This is a genomic window from Mesorhizobium sp. M0244 (assembly GCF_040321795.1).
GTDB lineage: Bacteria > Pseudomonadota > Alphaproteobacteria > Rhizobiales > Rhizobiaceae > Mesorhizobium.
On the sequence record NZ_JAMYSE010000247.1, the window covers coordinates 1 to 528 of the forward strand.

1 protein-coding gene is annotated in these 528 nt (G+C 63.6%); it reads left to right on the forward strand.

The annotated features are described in order from the left end of the window. Positions 1 to 528 (forward strand): transketolase family protein (locus NKJ08_RS38895; RefSeq protein ID WP_352786441.1); only part of this gene is annotated, 528 nt, incomplete at both ends.

Below are 528 nucleotides of genomic sequence, written 5' to 3' on the forward strand. Positions count from 1 at the left end.
GAACCTGACGATCATCGACCCTTGCGACGCGCTCGACATCGAACAGGCCACGGAGGCGATCGCGGACTACAACGGGCCGGTCTACATGCGGCTTTCGCGCGGTAAGGTTCCTGTCGTGCTCGACGAAGACGACTATACATTTGAAATCGGCAAGGCGCGAATGCTGCGCGAGGGCGCGGACGTATTGTTCATTTCCAGCGGCCTGATGACCATGCGCGCGCTGGAGGCCACGAAGGCGCTTGAAGCCGACAGGATCGGCTGCGCCGTTCTGCACGTTCCGACGATCAAACCTCTGGATACGGAGGCGATACTCGCTGCCGCGCGCCGTTCGGGACGGCTGGTGGTGGCGGCGGAGAACCACACCATCATTGGTGGCCTTGGCGAAGGCGTTGCCGCGCTGCTGATGCGCGAGAGAGTGACCCCAGTCTTTCGCCAGATCGCCCTGCCCGACGAGTTCCTCGACGCTGGCGCGCTGCCGACGCTTCACGATCGCTACGGGATCTCAACTTCCGAGCTCGTGCGCCGCGT